This window comes from Bradyrhizobium sp. UFLA06-24 (assembly GCF_054967145.1).
In genome coordinates this window covers 1-521 of sequence record NZ_JADFUE010000221.1, presented here as the reverse complement: position 1 = coordinate 521, position 521 = coordinate 1, and the positions used below count along the sequence as shown (strand labels likewise).

The 521-nt window shown below is 57.4% G+C and carries 1 protein-coding gene; it reads left to right on the top strand.

Annotation, left to right across the window (positions count from 1 at the left end; genetic code table 11):
- Nucleotides 1-31: 31 nt before the first annotated feature.
- The coding region (locus tag IF809_RS38750) for an outer membrane protein (RefSeq protein ID WP_462840106.1) at nucleotides 32-521 on the top strand (490 nt) is incomplete at its 3' end.

The window sequence follows — 521 nt, the reverse complement described above, 5'->3', positions numbered from 1 at the left end:
ATTTTTCCGTGCTCAGCAGGAGGACTCTCGGATGAAGTGCAACAAGCAATTGTCGCTCGCGAGCATCATTGCGTTCGGGACGATCGCTTTTGGGAGCGGAAGTTTAGCTGCTGATTTGCCTGCGGCACCTGTCGTCAAAGCGCCGGCTCCCGTTTATCCTCTCTTCAGCTGGACTGGAGGTTACATCGGCGGCAGTGTAGGCTCGGGTTGGGGTACCAGCCAGACCGACCTCGCTGTGGGCAATACATTCATTGGCGCCCCCGTCAACCAGACCGTAAACCAGCTCATCGGCGGCACTGCCGATTTGAATGTGCCATTGCCGCAGGTGCAGCTGAACGGCTTCCTCGGCGGCGTACAAGCCGGTTACAATTTCCAGTCCGGTGTGATGGTCTACGGCGTGGAAAGCGATTTTTTATGGAGTGGTATCAAGGGGCGCACTGGCTGCTTTGTGGTCTTGAACTGCACGAACGACACCAAATGGATTGCCGATATCACCGGACGGGTCGGCGTCACGGTGGGCG